This is a genomic window from Microbacterium proteolyticum (assembly GCF_030818075.1).
Lineage (GTDB): Bacteria > Actinomycetota > Actinomycetes > Actinomycetales > Microbacteriaceae > Microbacterium > Microbacterium proteolyticum_A.
The window spans coordinates 1034549-1056847 of sequence record NZ_JAUSZZ010000001.1; the positions used below are offsets into that span (position 1 = coordinate 1034549).

Here is a 22299-nt window from a genome sequence, read left to right on the forward strand (position 1 = left end):
GCGCGCAGCGGTGACTTGCGCCATGTGTACGCGCGGGGTGGGTGCGCGTGTGCATATGGCCGAAGTCAGCGGGGGTGGGGTGTGGGCGCTGGCGTGCGGCTGTGACTTGCGCCATGTGTACGCGTGGGGTGGGTGTGCGTGTGCATATGGCCGAAGTCAGCGGGCTTGAGGCGTGCGGCGGTGGCTTGCGTCGTGTGTACGCGTGGGGTGGGTGCGCGCGTGCATTTGGCCGAAGTCAGCGCCGGGGAGCGGGGGGGGGGGGGGGGGGGGGGGGGGGGGTGACGCACGCGGTCCGGGAATGCCGCCGGCACGAGTTCTCCTGCCGTTCGGATGTCGTCCACGGGGGAGTCGATCGTCGGACGACGGTGCGCCTCTGGCCGTGCCGGGCGGGCGCGCCGTCCCAGCACGACAGAACGCCCCGGGTCACCGGTCGAGGGTGACCCGGGGCGTCCCCGGGGGTGGGTGCCGGGCGGCTGCGCCTCACGCGTCAGCCGCCCGGTGACGACATGTCAGCCGCAGCTGCGGGCGCTGTACCCCGCCTTCTGCGTCGCCGTCGACGGGGCGCCGTCGACCTGACCGGTGGCGGTGACCGACGCCTCGCCCGCGGGGATCGACGTCTGTCGGGTCGTGAACGCCTGGCTGGCGCTCTTGCCCGGAGCCAGGCTCGTGACGCTCTTCTTGCCGAAGGCGGTGGTCACCTCGACCGACACCGGGACCGTGCTGGTGTTCTTGACCGTGGTGGTCAGGGTCACCTTGCCCGAGACGCACCGCGTCGCCGCCGAGAACTCCGTCTTGATCGCGGAGGCCGCGGCCCGCACGATCTGGATGCTGTACGTCTTGGCCGTGGTGTGATCCTGCGCCAGTGCGCGCAGCGTCAGCGTCGTCGGCGAGCCGTCGGCGTTCAGAGCGACGGTGCGCTTCTGCGTGTCGTCGATCAGGATGTCGCCGACGTAGACCAGGCCGCTGGGTGTGGCCGGGTCGGCGTCGAACGTCGCCGTGGTCGCATCGCGCGGAACCGTCACGGTGTAGCCGTACGTTCCGTCGGTCAGCTGGGGGCTGATCGTGCCGCCGTCGAACGTGAGGGCGTTCAGGTCGGCGTCGGTCGCGTACGTCGTGGACGTGGTCGTGTAGACCCCGTACACCCCGCCCACGTAGCTGGCGCCGGTGCCCTGGAAGCGCACCGTCACGATGGGGATCTTGTTCCCCTTCTCGTCGAGCACGTAGTTGCCGGCCTGATCGCGCTTGTAGCGGTCCTTGGCGGCGATGTCGGCCAGCGCCGACGCCGGGATCTCGTCGTACTGGATGTAGAACGAGTTCGCTCCGTTGGCATTGGTGACGCGCTCCGACTTCAGCTTGACGTCGTTGATGTAGACGTCGAACGTCCGGCCGTTGTCGCCGCCGAAGTACCGCACACCGAGGTAGTTCTTCGGCGCCGACGGGTCGACGGCCATGTCGTACTGGAAGAACGCCTCGGCCGACATCTCGCCGTCGCGGTACTGCTGCCCGAGCCACGTCCCCACCGACGAGCGGTTGAACTTGTAGTTCTTCCCCGCCTCGCTGTTGTTGTTGTCGAACGAGGTGAGGGCGTCCGTCGTCGTCTCGTCGACGCGGAGCTTCTCCTTCTCGCTCTTGATCAGCGCCTGCGCGGCGGCCGAATCGGGCTGGATGAGGTTCATGTAGATCGCGTAGCGGGCGTTGTACATGCTGTAGTACGGCTCGAAGGTGAGCGCCGCGGAGGCGGTGTCGACGTTCTGCAGCGTGAATTTCATGACGGTACGGCCGTTGTTGTCCGCACCGTTCGCCTGACGGACGAGGTTCTTCTCGATGTCCTTCTTGAAGCCCTCGACGTCGCCGACGCGCACGCTGTTGATGACCGACTTGTCGGCGGCGCTCATGCGCACGAGGATGCCCGCGGGCGTGGTCGCCTCGACGTTCGCCCGGTTGAGCTCCGTCGACAGCACGACGGGGCCGTAGCGGAACGCGACCCAGTTGGGGTCTTCCGTGCCGGCCTCGACCTGCACCGTGGCGGGGAGCTTGTACGCGATCGTGTCGCCGGCGGCGACGGGGATCACCACGTAGCCCTTGTCGGTGGCGGCGGCGACGTCACGCGTCTGGCCGTTCACCGTCAGGGTCGGGTTCGGAGACCACGACGGCACGCGCAGGCGCAGGGTGGTGCCCTCCGCCAACGTTCCCCCGTCGAGGGCGGCGACCGTGAAGGTGGCCGTGTCGGTATTCGGGATGTCCGCCGTCTGCGTCAGCTTCAGGTTCTGCGGCGCGGACGAGAACTCCGTCGAGCGGAACATGTTCACGTAAACCGACTGCCCCTTGCGGAAGTAGATCGAGTCGCCGAGCTTGGTGAAGCTCTCGGTCGCCGTGCCGTGATCGCACCAGAACTCGTCCTCTTTCCGACCGAAGACCTTGGCGTACCCGGCGGTCTGCGGCTGGAAGTACGTCATCATGCCCGTCTCGGGGTTCTGCGACGCGAGGATCGTGTTGATGTAGGTGTTCTCGTACCAGTCGGCGTACTTCACGTCAGGGCTCACACGGAACAGGCCGTGCGTGAGCTTGAGCATGTTGTACTCGTTGCATCCCTCGACCGTGGACTGCTCGCCGTAGCCGGTGGTGATGCCGTTGGTGGCGAACTCGTGCAGGGTGCCGGGCTGCTGGAAGTGCTCCGAGTAGCTGTTGCCGCCGCCGATGTAGGAGTGGTCGTTCACCACCATCTGCCAGAAGTTCTCGGCCGCCCGACGGTACATGTCGAGGTTGGACTTCTCGGCATCCGTCAGACGGGCGTAGAGCGTCGGGTTGTCGGTGAGGACGGTGTAGCGCTTGAGGGCGCCCACCAGCTTCGGGATGGTGGTGTTGGCGTGCTTGCCGGCCAGGACGTCCTGGTTCGCGGCGAGCTGCTGGAACAGCGAGACCTCGTCGAAGAGCTCGGCCGCCTTCTTGTGCTGGTCGTTCTCGGTGATGCTGTACAGCTCGTACAGCGCCTCGTTCATGCCGCCGTACTCGGTGCTGAGCAGCGCGCTCGGGTTGGCCTGGCGCGAGCCCCACACATTCAGCCACGAACCGAAGCCGCTCGCGACCGAGAGGGCCTTGTCGGCCACGTCCTTCGGTGCGTACTGGTGAGCCTTGAGCAGCCCCGCGAGCACCTTGTGGAGGTTGTAGAAGGGCACGATCAGTCCGTCGGCGCCGTGCGGCAGGTACGACACCGGGAAGGGGGCGACGTATCCGCTGTTGGACGGGTCCTTCTGCGCGTACGCGGCCTGGGCGGCGGCGAGGCCGTCGACCGCGGTGGTCAGCTTGGCCAGCAGCTGGGCCTTGCGACCCTCGTCGGTCTCGGTCGCGTACGCCTGCGACAGCGCCGACACGAAGTGGCCGAAGAAGTGACCCTGGAAGCGTGCACCGGTGGTGCGCTCCCACCCGCCGTACGGCTGCGCGGTCGTGGGGATGCCCGCCAGCTGATCGAACGAGTACAGGAAGCGCTTCGGGTCGAGGGTGAGCAGCCAGTCGACCATCTTGGCGTTGCTGTTCTGCAGATACGGGTCGGTGACGAGCACCTCGTTGAGGTCGGTGTCGTCGACGTAGATCGAGGTGGCGACACCCTCCTTCGGCACCGAGACCTGGAAGGTCTTGGTCCGCGGCGTGCTGCCGGCGTAGGTCGCCGACGCGGTGAGGGTGACGGTGGCGTCAGCGTCCTTCGGCCGGGTCACGCTCGCCTGGCCGCCGTCGACCGAGATCACGCTCGGCGCGGAGGAGGTCCAGGTGAAGGCCGTGCCGTTGGAGGCGGAGGTGGTGAGGCCGAAGCTGGTCGACGCGCTCGCCGGCACGGACAGCTGGTCGAGACCGCGCTGCGCGACGTCGGCCGGGTCGAAGGACGGGTTGTTCGCCTTGGTGAGAGCGACGACATCGGATGCCGAGGCGACGGCGTTGTAGAGGGTGTAGTCGTCGAGCGCGCCGCGGACGTAGGAGCCGTTGTACTGGGGGCCGTTGAAGCCGATGGACTTGGTCGTGGTGCTCTCGGACGTCAGCACACCGGTGGCGCCTCCGCCGATGGCGTTGGCGACGGAGGACACCTGCTGCTCGCCGTTGCGGTAGAAGATGACGGCCTTGGTCGCCGGGTCGTAGGTGACCACGACGTGCGTCCACTGGCCCGCCGGGAAGAACGCGTCACGCGAACCGTTGACCGCGACCTTGTAGGGCTGATCCGCGCCGGGGCCGATGGACAGCGCGAGCGGCGTGTTGCCGTTCTCGGAGCTCAGGTACCAGCCCGCCGAGTTGTAGACGCCCTTGTTCCAGGTGAAGACCTGCTCACCCGTGCCCATCGACTGTGCGGGCTTGAACCAGAACGACAAGGTCAGCTTCTCGGGCTGCAGCGCGGCGCTCGTTCCGAGGCCGACCGCGTCGGTACCACGCAGGTTCAGCGCCTGGTCGTGGATGCCGGTGGTGTAGGTGTCCTGCCCTCTCAACATGGACGTCGCGATCTTGTGGGGACCGCCGTCGGTGAGATTGCCGTCGAAGCGGAGGTCGAGGACCTTGGCCGAGTCGAGGGTTGCTGCCGAGGCGGCGGTGGGGGAGATCACCGCCAATCCGCTGGCGATCATCATCGCGGTCGCGCTGAGCGCCACCGCTTTTCGAATGGGGAACATCAGTGTTTCCTCTCTGCGGCTCTGCAGAAACGGTCGTGATCATCGAGTCGGGACCGCGGAACGCAGGGACCCGACGGGCGGGCGGCGGCCGACATGCGCAATGTTAGTGGTAACACGATTCGTGTGGGGGAAAAATTCCCTTCGGTCACCCGTCGCCCCTTATGGCGGGCGGTGCAGGCCGTGCGAGGGCGCCGTCCGACGACCACACCTTGCCGCCCTTCCTTGTGAGCGATAACATGTCGGAACACGGACATGACCTCGACCAATGGTGGTTGGAAGGATCGCAATGGAGCAGACCCTTTTCCGTCGCGCGCTCGCGGGCGTCACGACACTCACGCTCGCGCTGACCGGCGCACTCGTCGCCGCGCAGCCCGCTGCCGCGGCCGACGACCGGCTTGTCGCCTCCTACCCGCTGACGGAGACGAGCGGCACCGTCGCCGTCGACGTCTCCGGCAAGGGGCGCAACGCCGCCTACATGCAGGGGGCGACCCTCACAGGCGGTGAGGGCGTGCGCCTCGACGGCACCGACGACTACGTCGACCTGCCCGACAACCTGCTCGCCGGGCTCGACTCGATCACCATCAGCACCGACGTGCTGATCCGCGGCAACCAGGGCACGCCGTACTTCATCTACGGCCTCGGCAACACCGCGGGCGGGGCCGGAAACGGCTACCTCTTCTCGACGGGCAACTCGTACCGGACGTCCATCGCCACGGGCAACTGGCAGACGGAGCAGACCGCCAACAGCAACGCCGACCTGCAGCGAGACGTGTGGAAGACCATCACGTACACGCTCGACGACGCCACCGACACCGCGCGCATCTATCTCGACGGCACGCAGGTGGGCATGGCCACCGGAGTGACCACCAAGCCGAGCGCGATCGGAGGCGGGGTGACGACGGCGAACTACATCGGCCGTTCCGTGTACGACGCCGACCGACGCCTCGCGGGCAGCGTGCGCGACTTCCGCGTCTACAACGCCGCCCTCTCGGCATCCGAGGTGGCCGCCCTCGTCCCGACCGACGCCACGCGGCTGCAGCGGGATGCCGCGGCCCTCTCGCTCGGCGACCTGAGCGCCGTCACCGCCGACCTCGCCCTGCCCGCCACCGGCGTCAACGGCTCGGCCATCGCCTGGTCGACGAGCAACGCCGGCGTCGTGAGCGCGACCGGCAAGGTCACGCGTCCGGCTGCCGGTCAGCCCGCGGCCACCGCGACCCTCACGGCGAAGCTGACTCGCAACGCGGCCACCGAGACCAAGACCTTCGCGGTCACCGTCGCGCCCCTGCCGGGAAGCGCAGAACTGGCCAAGGCCGATCTCGACGCGATCAGCATCCCCAACGCGAGTGACGTGCGCGGCAACATCACGCTCCCCGCGAAGGGATCGGTCAACGGCACCGCCCTCACGTGGTCGGCCTCGCCCGCCGGTGTCATCACGACCTCGGCGTCGGGTGGCAAGGCCGCGGGCGTCGTGACGCGCGGCGCCGCCGACACGAAGGTGACGCTGACGGCAGCGGCATCCGGAACCTCCGCCACCCGGCAGATCGAGGTGACCGTCAAGGCGGCACCCGTAGGCCTCGACAAGGACTACACGGCCGGCTACCTGTGGACGCACTTCGGCGTCGAGGGCGGCTACGAGAAGATCTTCTACGGCCACAGCACCGACGGTCTGCACTGGGAGAAGCTCAACGACAACCGGTCGATCCTCGCCAACCTCGGCGGCGACCTCGGCGTCCGCGACCCGCACCTCGTGCGCTCGCCCGAGGGCGACAAGTACTGGATCATCGGCACCGACCTGCACGCCGAAGGCGGCGGCGCGGGCGGCTCGGGCTGGGACCAGCTGAACGCCAGCCAGAACCTCGTCGTCTGGGAGTCCACCGACCTGGTGAACTGGAGCGACCAGCGCATCGTCTTCGCGGGCTTCGACAAGGCCGGCTGCGTGTGGGCGCCCGAGGCCATCTATAACGAGGCCACCGGTGAGTACTACGTCTACTGGGCCGCGCGCGACCAGACCGACAACAACACCCCGGACTGGGCGCTGCGCATGTACCTGACGAAGACCCGCGACTTCGTCACGTTCACCACGCCCGAGATCTGGACGACGATGAACCCCAAGGGCGACGGCCAGGGCGGTCGCAACATCATCGACTCGACCATCGCCAAGGAGGGCGACACCTACTACCGCTTCTCGACCTCCGACTGGGACACGCTCGTCGACACAGCTCCGTCGCTCGACGGCCCGTGGACCCGCAAGATCGAGCCCGGACAGGCGGCCGCCGCGGGGCTCCGCACGCGCATGGAGGGCCTGACGGTCTACCAGCTGCCCGACGGTCGCTGGTCGGTCATGGGTGACGAATTCAACTACTACGGTCACATCGCCGACACGCTGTCGAGCCTGAAATTCCGTCAGCTCAGCAGCGGACCGGGTGCCGACCAGTTCTCGTTCGACCAGACCTTCCGTCACGGGTCGGTCCTGCGCCTGTCCAAGGCGGAGGAGGCGCGTCTGCTCGCCGCCTACGGCGACCAGCCGGTCACGCCGACCGATCCCGAGGAGCCGCAGCAGGGCCCGATCGCCGAGTACACCTTCGAGAACGGATCCCTCGCCGACTCCGTCGGTGACGCCGACCTCACCGCGTCCGGCACGGCATCCATCGCGACGGATGCCGAGAAGGGCTCCGCCCTGCGCCTGACCGGAGCCACGGGTGGCTATGCCTCGTTCCCGACCGGCTTCTTCGACGGTCGCAACACCATGACGGTGTCGATGGACGTGAAGTCCGAGCGCACGAGCGGCAACTTCTTCACCTTCACCTTCGGACAGAACCAGGACCGCTACTCGTTCCTGCGGGTCCGTGGTGACGAGGCCCGCAACGCCATCACGAAGGCGACGTGGCAGGGGGAGTCCGACGTCTCGGGCACCATCTCGAGCGGTCAGTGGCACAAATACGACCTCGTGTACGACGGCCGCATCATGCGCATGTACATCGACGGCGTGAAGGTCGACGAGAACCTCGCGCTGAACGCCACGGTGAGCGAGCTCGGCTCGAACCTCGCCGGGTACCTGGGTCGGTCGTTCTACGGCGGAGACGGCTACTTCCAGGGCTGGTACGACAACATCCGCGTGTACAACCGCGCGCTGTCGAGCACCGAGGTCCTGCAGAACGCGGGCGTCGAGGATCACTTGGTCGACGTCTCGCTGACGCAGCCCGAGAAGCTCAAGATGGCGCCGATCGTCGACAACGCGGCGCGCACGGTGAAGCTGCCGGTGGTCAAGGGCACCGATGTGTCGAAGCTCGCTCCGACCTTCAGCCTCGTCCCCGGGTCCACGGCGTCGCCGGCGTCGGGCACCGTGGTCGATATGCGCTCGCCCGTCACCTACACCGTGACGACCTCCACGGGCGCCAAGACGGAGTGGAAGATCGAAGCGCTCGTCGTCAACAGCCCCGTGCTGCCGGGCCTGTACGCCGACCCGAACATCGCGGTGTTCGGCGACACCTACTACATCTACGCGACGACCGACGGCTTCGACGGGTGGGGCGGCAAGGAGTTCTACGTCTGGAAGTCGAAGAACCTCGTCGACTGGACCCGCTCCGACAAGCCCTTCCTGACGCTCGACGGAGCCAACGGCAACGTGCCGTGGGCGACGGGCAACGCGTGGGCGCCGACCATCATCGAGCGGGGCGGGAAGTACTACTTCTACTTCAGTGGTCACAACCCGACCTTCGATCGCAAGACGATCGGTGTCGCCATCGCCGACAGCCCCGAGGGGCCGTTCACGGCGGAGCCGAACGCGATGATCGTCAACAACGAGGCCGTCACCTCGGGACAGGCGATCGACCCGGCGGCGTTCCACGACCCGGTGACGGGCAAATGGTACCTCGGGTGGGGCAACGGCTCGCCCGTCCTGGCGGAGCTGTCCGACGACATGAAGTCGATCAAGCCGGGGACGTACCAGCGCATCAACGGTCTGACCGACTTCCGCGAGGGTGTGTTCTTCAACTACCGCAAGGGTCTGTACCACCTCACGTACTCGATCGACGACACCGGCTCCGAGAACTACCGGGTGGGCTACGCGACCGCGACCAGCATGAACGGTCCGTGGACGTACCACGGGGTGATCCTCGAGAAGGACCTGTCGCTCGGCATCAAGGGACCGGCGCACAGCTCGATCATCAACGTGCCCGGTACGGACGACTGGTACATCGCGTACCACCGGTTCGCGATGCCGAACGGCAACGGCACCAACCGCGAGACCACGATCGACCGGGTGCGCTTCGGTGCGGACGGCCTGATGCAGAAGGTCGTCCCGACGCTCGAGAGCGTCGCGCCGCAGACGGTCCCCTCGCCGGGGCCGGAGATCACGGCGGCGGTGTCCACCCGGTGCGTGTCGGGCAAGGTCGTCCTCGCCGTAGCCGTCACCAACCGTGACGATGCGCCGGTGTCGGTCGCCCTCACGAGCGATTTCGGGTCCAAGACGGTCGCCTCCGTCGCCCCGGGCAAGACGACCACGCAGAGCTTCACGGTTCGCCAGTCGTCGGTGCCGGCGGGAACGGTGACGGTCAAGGCGACCGACGCGGGCGGCGGGGCCACGAAGGTGAAGTCGCCCTACAGCGCGCGGAACTGCGGCTGACGCGGCGGCCGACCCCGGCGGGGTCACCACTGCGAGCGGGTGGGCTCCGGCTTCGGCCGGGGCCCACTTCGCGTGCGCCCGGTGCCCTCCCGGTGTGCGAGGGCGCCGGATGGCGTTCGGCGGTGGTTCCCGAAAGCCGCGCCCGGCGCGACGCGAGCCGGATGCGGTGGGGCGGAGCCCTGAGAGCCCGCCGAGAGCTCTTGTTACCGAGAACATGAGCGCTTAGAGTGAACACATCGTGGTCCGTCTCCGGCGGCCCACCACCGGACCCGCTCAGGGCTCGTCGATGTCGACAGCCCTTCGGAAGGAACTCCCGATGGCCCGACGCCAGATCCTCACCATCCTCGCCCGCGGGCTCCTCGTGACCTCCGCGGTCGCTCCCGCGGGCATCGCCGCCTGGGACCAGACGGACCTCGAGAGCAGCGCCGTCCTGCAGGTCGCCGCCGGCGAACCCGACACGTTGTTCATCAACGGTCGGGCTTTCATCCTCGAGTGAGCCTCGTCGGGGCCCGCGCGCGTCGATCGATGTGCGGGCCCGGCGGAGGACGGAACAGACATCGCCGCGGGCGAGCCGCGCGCGGCGGGGGGCGTCTCGTGCCAGGCCTCCGCGCCCTCACGTCATCGTCGACGCGCTGACAGCGCGCGGGGCACCGCGCCGGCGACACCGGCGCTTCCGTGGCATCCCCTTTCCCCTCCCGGGGGGTCCGCGGTATCCGTCGAGCTGGTGATCCGCGGCGAGGCTCGGCCCTGTCCGCGGGGTGTGAGGCATCCGTCGAGCTGTCGTTCGCCGCGCAGATCCGTCCCCGCGGGTGAGCGGTATCCGTTGCGCTCTGCTCGGCTGCATGGCGGGTTCTGCGCACGAGGTCGGCATGCGCGCCCGCCGGCCGCTCGACGCCGCTCCGCCCGCAAGCGGGGGTCAGTGGTATCCGTCACCCGTCCGGATCGCTCGACATCGCCGTGCCTGCACCTCCGCCGAACCCGCACCCCGAGATCGTGGCTCTCATCGCGGATCGCGACGGTCGAGTGGCATCCCTCCGTGCTCTCCCCGTGATGCATCAGGGGGAGACCTCGCTCCCGGTGCCCTCCGGCTGGGGGAGGGGCGGGCACCGGGAGCGAGGCGATCAGCCGCAGCTTCGCGCCGAATACGCTGCGGTCTTGCTCGTGGTGACGCGCGTGCCATCGACGGTGGCGGTCGCGGTCGCAGTGATGGATCCCGCCGGGATGGACGCAGCGCGCTCGTAACTGACCGCTCTTCCCAGCCCAGTGGATCTCAGTCGCCCACGTGTTGCGGGGACGACATCGCCTTCGGGTCGATCGCGCGCTACGAGCTCCCCGCGAGGAATGGACGGACCGCGGTCAAATCTGCCCCGGGCTCTCCGATCGGCAACGGAACCGTCGACGTCGCCGTCCCGTGGGCCTGAGGCCAGGACTTTTCGTTCTCGGGCGGCGGCAGCGGTGGCCGGCCCCGGGACGAGCGTGGCCGCGAGGGTGGCGACCGCGGCGAGGGCGAGAGCGCGCGCACCGTAACGGCGTCGGCGCGGCGGTGCCTGATGCATGTCTTCTCCCGTGAGGACGTGACACCGCAGGACTGCTCCGTCGCCGGTGTTAACGGTAACAGTAGGGGACGCTGTCTGCGGGGAGCAAGCAGGAGCCCGGAACGTGCGGCCGCGTCGGCGGATGTCGTCACGCGGACGCGGGGGTCCTCGTCCGGATCCGATGGGCGACGCGCGCCGGCTCGGAACTCCCCTGTCGCTTGCGCTCCCTGTCGCCGCCGGATACTGTTCCATCGAACCAGTTCGACGGAGAGGGTGAGGCATGGTCAACATCGCCGATGTCGCGAAGGCCGCCGGTGTCTCTCGCAGCACCGTCTCGTACGCGCTCTCCGGGAACCGGCCGATCTCGCGCGAGACCCGGGAGCGCATCGACCTCGCCATCAGCGAGCTCGGCTTCACCGTCAACGCCGGGGCGCGCGCACTCGCCACGGCGCAGACAATGGTGCTCGGTCTGCTCGTCCAGTTCGAGGACGACGAGTTCCCACCCGCGATGCTGCAATACATCCTCGCGGTCTCCACAGCGGCGAGGGAACTCGGCTACGACATCCTGATGGTCACGGACGATCACGGTCCCGATGCGGTGCGACGCATCACGTCCTCCAACATGGTCGACGGCGTCGTGCTCCTCGACGTCGTCCACGACGATCCCCGGCTGCAGCCCCTCCGCGAGGCGCGCCAGCCGGGCGCTCTGGTCGGGCTGCCGCGCGACACCGAGGGACTCGACGTCTTCGACTTGGACTTCGGCGAAGCGGCCCGGCTCATCGTGGACCACTTGCACGGGCTCGGGCACCGGGACATCATCCTCGTCTCTCCGCCGCGTCATGTGTTCGAGCGCGGCGGGGCGTACGCGTGGAGGTTCCGGGAAGCCGCGCTGGAGCGGGCGGCGCGTCACGACATCCACCTCTACGCCCACTACGGCGAATCCCAGCAGCCGGGGATCGAGCGGAGCGTGAACGCCATCATCGATGCGCGTCCGCAGGCGACCGCCCTGATCGTGCACAACGACGCGTCCATCGCGGCGCTGCCTGCCGTCCTGCGGGAGCGGGGCATCGCGGTCCCTCGGGACCTGTCCGTCGTCAGTCTCTATTCGCGCGACTTCGGACGCACCTTCCTCCTGCCCTACACGGCGGTCGAGACATCTCCAGACGAGCTGGGACGCCTCGCGGTCCAGCACCTGGTCCGGCGCATCACCGAACCCGACTACGGTCCGCCGGTGGTTCGATTCGTCGAGCCGCAGCTCACCGACAGGGGGAGCACCGCCTGAACGGGCGGACATCGCGAGCCGTTTCCCGTCGATTGACGTCGAACCGGTTCAACGCGTCCCTGCAGAAGACAGTGCAGTCACATTCAGAGAGGAATATGCAGTGAGCACTTTCACGACCCGTCATCGCACTCTCGGCACAGCGGCCCTCGCCGCTGTGGCCGTGGGGGTCCTCGCCGGATGCTCCGGCGGCGTCACCGGCAGCACCACCGAGGCCTCGGGAACGTTCACCTTCTGGGATCCCTACCCCCAGTACGACGAGACATCCGAATGGGCCAAGGTGATCGGCAGCTGCGCGGCGGACGCCGGCGTCACCGTCGAGCGCACCGGCTTCGACACGAGCGACCTCACCAGCCGAGCGCTCCTGTCCGGTCAGCAGGGCGACTCCCCTGACATCCTGCTGATCGACAACCCCGCCGTCTCGACCCTCGTCGAGGCGGGGCTGCTGACCTCGGCCGGCGAGAACAACCTCGAGGTCGGCGATGTCGCCGAGAACATCCTCGGGGCCTCGGTCGTCGACGGCGAGACGTACGGTGTTCCCATCGGCGCGAACACTCTCGCCCTGTACTACAACCCGCAGGTGCTGAGCGCGGCGGGCGTCGACATCTCGTCGGTCGAAGACTGGGTCACCCTGAACGCGGCGATCGAGAAGGTCGTGGCCTCCGGTAAGAAGGGCATCACCTTCTCCGCCATCGGAACGGAGGAGGGCAGCTTCCAGTTCCTTCCCTGGTACTGGGGTTCGGGTGCGGAACTCACCGAGCTCGATTCGGCGGATGCCGTCTCGGCGGTGCAGCTGTGGACGGATTGGGTCAGCAAGGGGTGGGCCCCCAACTCGGTGATCAACAACACGCAGACCACCAGCTGGGAGGAATTCCTCACCGGTGAATTCGCCTTCGCCGAGAACGGCACGTGGCAGAAGGCCGCGGCCGCCGAGGCCGGCTACGAGGTCATCCCCATCCCGGCGAAGGACGGCGGAGCAGCCGCCGCTCCCACGGGCGGGGAGTTCCTGACCCTTCCGGTGCAGAGCGATCCCTCCCGGTACGAGAAGTCGGCGCAGATCGTGTCCTGCCTGACGAGCACCGACAATGTCGTCGACACCGACAACTCCCTGAACTACATCGCTGCGACCCCGGAGGCGCAGCAGGCGCAGCTCGCAGAGGACGCCACGTTGGAGCCGTGGATCGAGGCGGTCAACGCGGCGCAGGCGCGCACCGGCGACAACCTGGGAACCCGGTACCCGGTGATCTCGGAGCAGCTCTGGACGGCCGTCCAGAACGCGCTGACCGGTGTGCAGTCCCCCCAGGACGCCCTGACCGCGGCGCAGCAGAGCGTCAGCGCCGGCTGAACCCCTCTCCGGAAAGAAGCAGCGACATGACCCTGACCCAGTCACCCCCTGCGTCAGCGGCACGTGGTGGGAACGGGAGGGCGGCAACACGCACTGCCGCCCTCCCGGGCCCTGCCCGTCGTTCCCGCAGAACGGGTCAGTGGGCCGCGTGGGCGTTCCTCGCCCCCGTCGTGATCTACCTGATCGTCTTCTACGCCTACCCGCTCGCCCGCAACCTCGATCTGAGCCTTCGCGACTACACGGTCCGCTCGTTCATCACCGGAGACGCCCCCTTCGTCGGGCTGGCCAACTACCTCGCCGTCTTCCGCGACGCGACGTTCTGGCCCGCGCTCGCGAACACCGCCACCTTCACCCTGGTGTCGATCGTCTTCCAGTACTCCATCGGCATGGCGCTGGCGGTGTTCTTCTTCCAGAGGTTCCCCCTCTCGGCGACCCTGCGTGCCCTGTTCCTCGTGCCCTGGCTGCTACCGCTGCTGGTGTCGGCCTCGGCGTGGTCGTGGATGCTGAATTCCGAGTCCGGCGTGGTGAATTCCCTCCTCGGCGCGATCGGTCTCGGTCAGGTGAACTGGCTGACCTCGCCGCAGTGGTCGCTGGTGTCCGTGCTCATCGCCAACATCTGGATCGGCGTGCCCTTCAACCTCGTCATCCTCTACAGCGGCCTGCAGAACATCTCGTCGGACATCTACGAGGCCTCCTCGATCGATGGTGCGACCGCGTGGCAGCGGTTCTGGCGCATCACGTTCCCGCTGCTGCGGCCCGTCTCGGCGATCACGATCCTGCTGGGCCTGGTCTACACCCTCAAAGTCTTCGACATCGTCTGGATCATGACCCGCGGCGGCCCCGGGTCCACGTCGACGACCTTCGCCATCTGGTCGTACCGCCTCGGGTTCGGCTCGGCCCTGCCCGATCTCAGCCCCGCCGCGGCGGTCGGCAATCTCCTCATCCTCATCGCCCTCGTCTTCGGGCTCGTCTACATCCGCGCCCAGCGCCGTCTGGAGGTCTGACATGAGGACGCGACCGTGGTGGGTCACCGTCGTCGGTGTCATCCTCACCGCCATCATGCTGTTCCCGGTCTACTGGATGGTCAACGTCTCCTTGACCCCCCAGAGCGACATGCGCAAGAGCCCCCCGGACCTCTTCCCCGTGTCGCCCACCTTCGAGGGGTACCGGCGAGTCGTCGAGGATCAACTCCCCTTCCTGGGAGCGAGCTTCGTCATCGGGATCGGCACCGTCGTGCTCACCATCGCCCTGGCCGCGCCGGCGGCATTCGCTTTGGCGAAGCTCCGACCCCGCGGTGGCGATGCGCTCAGCTTCGCCCTTCTGATCGCGCAGATGATCCCCGGGATCATCATGGCGATGGGGTTCTACGCCATCTACCTGAATCTCGGCATCCTGAACACCATCCCGGGGCTCATCCTCGCGGACTCGACCCTCGCGGTGCCGTTCGGTGTCCTCATCTTCACCGCGTTCATGCGCGGGATACCCGACGAGCTCATCTCCGCCGCGCGCATCGACGGCGCGGGCACCTGGCGCACCTTCCGATCCGTCGTCCTCCCCGTCAGCCGCAACTCGATCGTCACCGTGTCGCTCTTTGCGTTCCTCTGGTCGTGGTCGGACTTCCTCTTCGCGTCGACGCTGAACAGCGGCGGAAAGATGCAACCCATCACCATCGGCATCTACCGCTACATCGGCAACAACAACCAGGAGTGGAACGCGATCATGGCGACGGCCGTCGTGGCATCCATTCCCGCGGCCGTCCTCCTCATCGTCGCGCAGCGGTACGTGGCGGCCGGTGTCACCGCCGGCGCCGTCAAAGACTGACCTGAAAGGCTCCCGTGTCCGCCTCCTCCCTGCCCTCGTTCGACGTGAGCGAGATCCCCTTCAGCTACCGGGGCTCGTGGATGAACCTCTCCCCGGTCGTGGGACTCCACGCCCACGCGGAGGATGTGCACCTCGTCTCGCATCTCACCGGCATGCACGCCGTCCTGCGCCTCGCGCCGTCGCGCGCGGACAGTCCGCTGCCGTGCACGGTCCGCTCCGATCCGGCGCAGCTGCACTGGCTGGTCGGCGACACGGTGGTGGCGCGCGCCGCCTTCGAGTCGTCCGATGTGCTCCGGCTCCGGGGGGATGCGGGGGAGTTCACCATCGCGGATGCCGCAGAGGCGTTGACGCCCTTCACCGGGTCCTACTTCTACCGGGAGCCGAAGGACGGGTCGTTCGTGTTCACCTCCTACGAGACGGGGAGGCGATATCGACTCACCGTCCTGCGGGGAGAGGCGCGGGCCGATGGCGCCGAGGCGCTGGGCGAGCACTGGCGCGCGCTCATCCTGGGCGGCCAGGACGGCTGGGAGGTCGCCCTCGAGCAGATCGAGGCCGCGGCGCCCCCCTACACCCGGAGGGAGAGCTTCGACGACGTGTGCCGGCGGGTGGGGGAGGAGTTCACTGACTACCTGGACGCGCTCGCCGCGTGGCGCACGACGCAGACCCCGGCCGTGGCTCGGGCGGTGTACGTGCTCTGGTCGGCGACGGTCGCGCCCGCCGGCTTCGTCACGCGCGAGTCGGTGCTCATGTCGAAGCACTGGATGGACAAGGTGTGGAGCTGGGATCACACGTTCAACGCCCTCGCTCTGGCGCCGGGGCTCCCCGATTCCGCCCTCGATCAGTTCCTCGCCCCGTTCGATCACCAAGACGCCTCGGGTGCCATGCCCGACTCGATCACGCACTCGGAAGTGCTGTACAACTTCGTCAAACCCCCGATTCACGGCTGGGCCTTCACGCGGCTCCGCGAACGACTGAGCCGACCGCTCGCCCCGGACGAGCTGCAGCAGATCTACACGCACCTGAGCCGCTGGACCTCGTTCTGGTTGGACCACAGGACGGCACCGGGGCGGGAGCTGCCGTACTACCAGCACGGCAACGACAGCGGCTGGGACAACTCGACCGCCTTCGATCACGACCGGGTCGTCGAATCGCCCGATCTCGCCGCCTTCCTCTGCGTCCAGCTCGGCGTGCTCGCCGGACTCGCGGAGGAGCTCGGCCACGACGGCGAGCCGTGGCGTGCGAAGCAGCACCGGCTTCGCGCGGCGCTCCTGCGCGACCTGCGCGACGACGAAGGATTCTTCGCCGTCGGCGCGCTCAGCCGTCGAGAGAGCAAGCGCAGCAGTCTCCTCCTGCAACTGCCCGTGCTCGCCGGCGATCAATTGCCGCCCGAGGTGAACGCGCAGCTCGCGAAAGACATCGAGGCCCACCTGACGTCCTGGGGGCCGGCCACCCAGCTCGTCCTGACGCCGGAGTACGAGAGCGACGGGTACTGGCGCGGGCCGATCTGGGCGCCGTCGACCATGCTCATCGAGGAGGGCCTGCGCCGCGGGGGGCACGTCGACCTGGCCGACACGGTGAACGCTCGCTTCCGCGCCCTGTGCGAGGAGTCCGGCTTCGCCGAGAATTTCGACGCGATCACCGGTGAGGGACTGCGTGATCGCGCCTACACGTGGACGGCGAGCGTGTATCTGGTGTTCGCGCACGACTTCACGCTCCGAGAGCGCGAAGCCCGGCGCGAGGACGCGGCGTGAGCGGCGTCTCACCGCTCTTCCGCGCGAACGGGGGCCGACTCGTCCTCGTCAGCCCCGAGCAGGTCCTCCGCGCAGATCGGGTGTCCAGCGGGTCCCCCACCCGGGCTGCCACATGGTGAAGCGGATCGCGATAGAAGAAGCCCGAACACGTCTCTCCTCCGTCGTGGACGGGGCGTGCGACGAGCCCGTCCTGTTGACCCGTCGCGGTCGAGCGGTCGCGGCGATCGTGACCGTCGAGCAGTACGAGCTCCTGGAGAGGATGCGACGCACTTCGGCGCGAAGCGGAGCGCCCCCTGCCGAAGAGGCGCCACGGCATGCGCCGCTGAACGCCCGTATTCCCCCGTGAGGCGCCCCCGCGGGGAGAACCGGTCGCGCTCGCGGACGTGAGCGACGACCCGCGCCGGAGCTGCGCGGCGAGCGGGCGGCGATCGTGGGTCGGACCGCGCTCGGATGACGTCACCACCTCGGCGGACGTCTCGACCAGTGCGACGGCATCGACACGCGATCGCCCGCCGATAGCGCGCCCAGAACGCCGGGACGTGTTCTTGCCACCCCATCCCGACTGCCCTAAAGTAACATCGAACCGGTTCGATGTCGAACCGCACATCTCAACGACGAGGAAGACACCCCATGAGGTCATCTCCGCGGCTTGCGTCCTGCAGGCCCATCGCAGCAGTGACGGCGGGCTTGGCCGTCGCCGCTCTCGCCATCGGCCAGCCCGCCGTCCCCGAAGGTGCGCAGGCCGCCGCGACCACGGTCTCGGCTGCCGACCACCTGATCCTGGACTACGACTTCGAGGGGCAGAGTTCCGTCACGGCGACCGTGCAGGACACGTCGGGTGACGGACGCAACGGTGTGCTCACCAACCCCGCGTCCGCGCGGCTGGTCGACCGTGAGGGCGGCGGCAAGGCGCTCCAGCTCACGGGTGGGGCGCCCAACTCCACGACCGCGCCCTACATCACGGTGCCTGCCGGCCTGTTCGAAGACCTGCAGGGCACGACGATCTCGTCGTGGGTCAAGTGGGAGGGCAGCGACGTCTTCGAGTGGCTGTACGTGCTGGGCAAGGACCGCGACAGCGCCACGTTCTACACGCCGAAGTTCGAGGACGGCACGGCGCGCTCCAGCGCCAAGCCCACCGCCACCGGCCAGGAGATCGGCGCCCGCGCGACGACCCCTCTGCCCGCCGGCGAATGGCACCAGGTCACCACGACCATCGACAAGAACACCCTCATCTCCTACCTCGACGGCCTCGAGGTGAGTCGTACCGAGGTGGGGATCGACGTCGCGCAGGCGCTGTTCGGAGCGGGCTCGCCGAACTCGGGCTACATCGGACAGCCCTTCTGGACCGGCGTGCACCCCTTCTTCAAGGGATCGATCGACGATTTCCAGGTGTACGACACGGTTCTCACGCCGCAGCAGGTGCGGGATCTGGCGGGGTCGTCCGCTCCCGTGCCCACCGAGGTGCTCGAGAGCTCCACGCAGGTGCGCACGAACGTCGGCACGGCGCCGGCCCTCCCGGGCGTGCGCGCGCGGTTCAGCGATGGGCAGGAACGCCTCGCGCTGGTGAACTGGGACGACGTGCCTGCGTCGGCCTACGCGCAGCGCGGCACCTTCACCGTGAACGGCGTGGTCGACGGGACCGACACCGCCGTGACGGCGCGCGTGCGGGTCGTCACCCCCGGCGAGTTGTCCATCGACGCGGGGGAGCGCACCGGAGCCTTCATGGGCGGCGCATCGGGAACCCTTTACGGGCTGTACGGCCCCGGTCTGCCCTCGAACAATCTGATCGACGGCATCCAGCTCCGTACCGTCTCGACGAAGGCGCAGGACGGCCCCCAGCACCCCGGCGCCGACGCGCTCGAGGTGGTCAAGCCGCTGGCGGACTCCTCCGACGGCGATGTCTACATCTACATGACGGACATCAACCGCGGGTTCCCCTATCAGGTGCCCGGGAACAACGGCGCGGAGAAGACCGCCTGGTACAAGCAGTCCGTCTTCGACCAGGCGAAGCAGGTCAAGCAGCTCCCCGCCGAATACCAGGACAACATCGTCTTCGTGCCGTTCAACGAGCCCGAGGGCAACATGTACGGCGGGGGTGCGGAGAACTTCTGGGGCTACAGCTGGCTGGACAACCCCGACAAGTTCTTCGCCGCGTGGGACGACTTCTACCGGGCGATCAAGGCGGAGCTGCCGGATGCCCGCATCGCCGGTCCCAACACCAGCATCCTGTACAACCAGGTCGAGGGCTTCATGAAGCACGCCGTCGCCAACGACACCGTTCCCGAGGTCGTCACCTGGCACGAGCTGAGCAACCCGGCCACCATCCGCTCCAGCGTCGACCGGTATCGGACGTGGGAGAGAGGGTTCTTCGCGGGGACGAAGTGGGAGGGCACAGAGCTTCCCATCAACGTCAACGAGTACGCCTTCAACTACCACACGTCCGTGCCCGCGCAGATGATCCAGTGGATCTCCGCGATCGAGGACAGCAAGATCGACGCCGACATCGCCTACTGGAACATCGACGGCAACCTCTCCGACTCCGCCGTCGAAGCCAATCGCGGCAACGGCCAGTGGTGGCTGCTGAACTCCTACGGGAACATGACCGGCGACACCGTCCGCGTGACCCCGCCTCAGCCCGACGTGAGCTACACCCTGCAGGGCGTGGCGACGATCGACGACGCCAAGAAGCAGGTGAAGGCACTCATCGGTGGCTCCACGGGGGCGCAGACCGTCTACGTCGACAACCTGCCGTCGTACGTCGGCGACAGCGCGCACGTGCTCATCCGCGACATCCGGTGGACGGGGCAGATCGGCGACTCCGCCGAGCCCCAGACGGTGAAGGAGTTCGAAGCTCCGGTGCGCGGCGGCACGGTCGAGCTCGGCTTCGGTGCGGGCGATCTGCCCGCGCTCGGCGCCGACTCCGCCTACGAGATCGTCGTCACTCCCGGCACCGACACCTCCTCGCCCTCGCAGCCCTCCGTGTCGTGGCGCGGCGTGTACGAGGCGGAGGCGGCCGGGCACACCGGTGCGCCGTATTACCTCAACGGTCCCGAGGGGTCGCCGGCCGACGTGGCGAAGTTCTACACCTCCGGCGAGCGAAACGTCGGCGGAATCGAGGGCAACTCCTCCCTGGCGCTGAACTTCGACGTCACGGTGCCCCAGGCCGGCACGTACGACCTGAGCGTCCTGGCGAATGCGTACAACAAGGAGGCGCGCAACGAGGAGCAGGGTCCGGTCAACATGTTCCTGCGCGTCAACGGCGGCGCCGAGCAGGAGATCTACGCCGACCTCGGCTACAAGTGGGTCGTCTGGGATCACACCGACACCAAGGTCGCCCTCAACGCCGGGAAGAACACGATCACCCTCGCGGCGCGCAGCCTCGACGGCACGAAGGCGACGAAGGGTGCCGCCATCATCGACAAGATCGATGTGACGCTGCCCAACGCGAACTACACGCCCATCTACGAGGCCGAGAACGCCGTTCTCCACGACGCCACGGCGACCTACGACCGGGGCGGCGTGTCCGGCTCGGGTTCGGTGAACGTCGGCGCGAACCAGTCGGTCACCTTCTGGGTCTACAACAAGGACGACTCCGAGAAGTCGCTCGAGGTGAAGACTCTCGGCGGCGGTACGGGGACGGTCAAGGTCAACGGGAGCGAGATCGCCTCGGTGACCGACACCGCGACGATCCCGGCGTTCCTGGTGGGCGGTGTCAACAAGGTCGAGATCGTCGGCGCCACGGGGACCCTGGCCCTGGACCGCGTCTCCGTCGGCGCATCCGGGGGCAAGCTCGCCACGCAGTCCGTCGAAGCCGAAGCGGGCACGCTCAACGGCACCGCGCGGGTGCAGGACCTCTCGCTCGCGAGCGGGGGCAAGGCGGTCGTCGCCGTCGGCGGCGCCCAGAACAACGCCAACACCCTGACCCACAAGGTGACGGTGGAAGAGGCCGGCACGTACGCGATGACGGTGCGCTACTCCAACGAGGAGCAGTCGCCCGCCTCGCACTACAACCCCGATCCGGTGGCCCGCCGAGCCGACATCACGGTGAACGGCGGACCCGTGCAGCAGGTGCTGTTCCCGCAGAGCTACAACGCCAACCAGTTCTGGGATCTCACCGTGCCGGTCCAGCTGAAGGCCGGAGAGAACACCGTCACGTTCGCGTCGAAGGAAGCGCCGGACTTCAACGGCCGGACCTTCATCTCGGAGCGGTACCCGACACTGGGGCTGCGGTCGCAGTGGGCGCCCAACCTGGACAAGCTCACCTTCACGGCGCTGAAGCCGGCGGCCGCAACTGCGGCCCTGAAGGTGGATGCCACGGCCTCCACCCGCAAGATCGGCGGCAAGGCGTACGTCACCGTCACGGCGGTGAACCGTTCATCGGTGCCGGTGCAGATCGAGGTCGTCACGGCGTACGGGAAGAAGACGTTCGCCGAGGTCAAGCCGAACCAGACGGTGAGCGCGGCCATCAATTCACGGCAAGCGTCGATCCCCGCCGGCATGGCGACGGTCACGGCAACGGCCACGATCGGTGGGCAGAAGGTGACGTCGACGGTCGAAGCGCCATACAACGCTCAGCAGTGACGATCCCGGTGGGGGCGGGCTGGACGCTCCCACCGAGGATTCCGAGGCGGGGGTGGGCACAGCTCGCCCCCGCCTCGTCGTCGCGGTGGGCCCCGAGGCCGCGCCGATCGTCGACCCCTGCGGCCGACGGTCATCGCGCGGGTGTGACAGGGTGCCCCGCTTCACGGCATCCCGCTCACCCGGCATCCGCCCGCCGTGCCCGAACCGCCGCGGATAATGGGGGAGTGGAGCCCTGGGAGATGCGCGAGTGGTTCGCCGACGTCCTCGACGCCCTCAACCGCCACCATCTCGACGACCTCCGCGCCTTCCTGCACCCCGGTGTCCGCCGGGCGCACCTGCCGGCCGGAGCCGAGGCCTGGATCGCCGAGTACGCCGAGCTGCTGCACGGCTTCCCCGACTGGCAGTGGAAGCGCATCCACGTGCTCGTCGAGGACGATCGGCTCGCTGTCCATCTGCGCGGCGGAGGCACCCACACCGGCCCGTTCGCGCACGTCGCGCCGACGCGCCGACGGGTCAACATCGCGTCATTCGCCATGTACCGGGTGGAGCACGGCCGCATCGTCGAGGCGAGCGGCACCGACGACGCCGCGCAGATCCGGGCGGCCATCGCCTGACGAATCGCGGTTCGGCAGCCGTGGGCGGTCTGTCAAGGGCGGCTCGATGTCGGAACCCCCGGGTACCGTCACTTCTGCCCGGTTTCCACCTCGGGTGTAA

The 22299-nt window shown here is 68.3% G+C and carries 11 protein-coding genes; 10 read left to right on the forward strand and 1 reads right to left on the reverse strand.

The window, feature by feature from the left end; genetic code table 11:
* Nucleotides 1–509: 509 nt before the first annotated feature.
* Entirely contained in the window at nt 510–4649 is a 4140-nt protein-coding gene (locus QE392_RS04785; RefSeq protein ID WP_307448701.1) for a beta-L-arabinofuranosidase domain-containing protein, read from the reverse strand.
* A gap of 286 nt (nt 4650–4935) precedes the next feature.
* On the opposite strand from QE392_RS04785, the gene QE392_RS04790 reads away from it, so the two are divergent.
* From QE392_RS04790 to QE392_RS04830, 10 genes are all read left to right on the forward strand, one after another.
* Nucleotides 4936–9273 carry a family 43 glycosylhydrolase gene (locus QE392_RS04790; protein ID WP_307448704.1) on the forward strand — a complete coding sequence of 1446 codons (4338 nt, stop codon included), beginning with the start codon at nt 4936–4938 and terminating at the stop codon, nt 9271–9273.
* A gap of 316 nt (nt 9274–9589) precedes the next feature.
* Nucleotides 9590–9769: a hypothetical protein gene (locus tag QE392_RS04795; RefSeq protein ID WP_307448707.1), complete on the forward strand. Its 180-nt coding sequence runs from the start codon at nt 9590–9592 to the stop codon at nt 9767–9769.
* 1319 nt (nt 9770–11088) lie between these two features.
* Complete coding sequence (locus QE392_RS04800; protein WP_307448710.1) at nt 11089–12090, forward strand: LacI family DNA-binding transcriptional regulator; 1002 nt, start codon at nt 11089–11091, stop codon at nt 12088–12090.
* Between the two features lie 100 nt (nt 12091–12190).
* Entirely contained in the window at nt 12191–13432 is a 1242-nt protein-coding gene (locus QE392_RS04805; protein ID WP_307448713.1) for a sugar ABC transporter substrate-binding protein, read from the forward strand.
* 26 nt (nt 13433–13458) lie between these two features.
* Nucleotides 13459–14436 (forward strand): carbohydrate ABC transporter permease, encoded by a 978-nt coding sequence (locus tag QE392_RS04810; protein ID WP_373426435.1) that lies wholly within the window; start codon nt 13459–13461, stop codon nt 14434–14436.
* A 1-nt stretch (nt 14437) separates the two neighbouring features.
* Nucleotides 14438–15253 (forward strand): carbohydrate ABC transporter permease, encoded by an 816-nt coding sequence (locus QE392_RS04815; protein WP_307448722.1) that lies wholly within the window; start codon nt 14438–14440, stop codon nt 15251–15253.
* Between the two features lie 14 nt (nt 15254–15267).
* On the forward strand, nt 15268–17004 hold the full coding sequence (locus QE392_RS04820) for an amylo-alpha-1,6-glucosidase (protein WP_307448725.1): 1737 nt from the start codon (nt 15268–15270) through the stop codon (nt 17002–17004).
* Between the two features lie 112 nt (nt 17005–17116).
* Nucleotides 17117–17350, forward strand: coding sequence for a type II toxin-antitoxin system Phd/YefM family antitoxin (locus tag QE392_RS17495; RefSeq protein WP_373426436.1), 234 nt, complete (start codon nt 17117–17119; stop codon nt 17348–17350).
* Nucleotides 17351–17679: 329 nt separating this feature from the next.
* A complete protein-coding gene (locus QE392_RS04825; protein WP_307448729.1) occupies nt 17680–21585 on the forward strand; it encodes a LamG-like jellyroll fold domain-containing protein in 3906 nt (1301 codons plus the stop codon).
* A 224-nt stretch (nt 21586–21809) separates the two neighbouring features.
* On the forward strand, nt 21810–22199 hold the full coding sequence (locus tag QE392_RS04830) for an ester cyclase (protein WP_307448733.1): 390 nt from the start codon (nt 21810–21812) through the stop codon (nt 22197–22199).
* The last annotated feature ends 100 nt before the right edge of the window (nt 22200–22299 follow it).

Bases quoted from the DNA above. Each gene is read 5' to 3' on its own strand.
- QE392_RS04785 (WP_307448701.1), bottom strand. From the start codon at position 4,649: ATGTTCCCCATTCGAAAAGCGGTGGCGCTCAGCGCGACCGCGATGATG.
- QE392_RS04810 (WP_373426435.1), top strand. From the start codon at position 13,459: ATGACCCTGACCCAGTCACCCCCTGCGTCAGCGGCACGTGGTGGGAAC.
- QE392_RS04800 (WP_307448710.1), top strand. From the start codon at position 11,089: ATGGTCAACATCGCCGATGTCGCGAAGGCCGCCGGTGTCTCTCGCAGC.
- QE392_RS04790 (WP_307448704.1), top strand. From the start codon at position 4,936: ATGGAGCAGACCCTTTTCCGTCGCGCGCTCGCGGGCGTCACGACACTC.
- QE392_RS17495 (WP_373426436.1), top strand. From the start codon at position 17,117: ATGGTGAAGCGGATCGCGATAGAAGAAGCCCGAACACGTCTCTCCTCC.
- QE392_RS04815 (WP_307448722.1), top strand. From the start codon at position 14,438: ATGAGGACGCGACCGTGGTGGGTCACCGTCGTCGGTGTCATCCTCACC.
- QE392_RS04795 (WP_307448707.1), top strand. From the start codon at position 9,590: ATGGCCCGACGCCAGATCCTCACCATCCTCGCCCGCGGGCTCCTCGTG.